Source organism: Marinobacter sp. UBA2498 (assembly GCF_002341575.1).
GTDB classification, from domain to species: Bacteria; Pseudomonadota; Gammaproteobacteria; order Pseudomonadales; family Oleiphilaceae; genus Marinobacter; species Marinobacter manganoxydans.
Genome location: NZ_DDOI01000045.1, coordinates 34,656 through 34,881 on the forward strand (window position 1 = coordinate 34,656; position 226 = coordinate 34,881).

Sequence of the window (226 nt, forward strand, 5' to 3'; positions counted from 1 at the left end):
CGTTCTCATTGCAGCCGGGCACTTACAAAAGCAGCCGCACCGGTGTAAACCTTGAGCAGCTATTTATTGCCCCGACCTGGTCCTGGGAGTTCTCCGACAACCAGGCCTTCGGCATTTCACCAGTCATTGCCTATCAGCGTTTTGAAGCTGAAGGCCTGCAGAGCTTCGCGCCATTCTCTCCAGACCCGGGCGCACTCTCCAACAACGGCACCGACGATGCCTGGGG

Annotated in this window: 1 pseudogene; it reads left to right on the forward strand. The window is 58.0% G+C overall.

Annotation, left to right across the window (positions count from 1 at the left end):
- Nucleotides 1-226, forward strand: a pseudogene (locus B2W52_RS05170) (hypothetical protein); the annotation flags it as partial.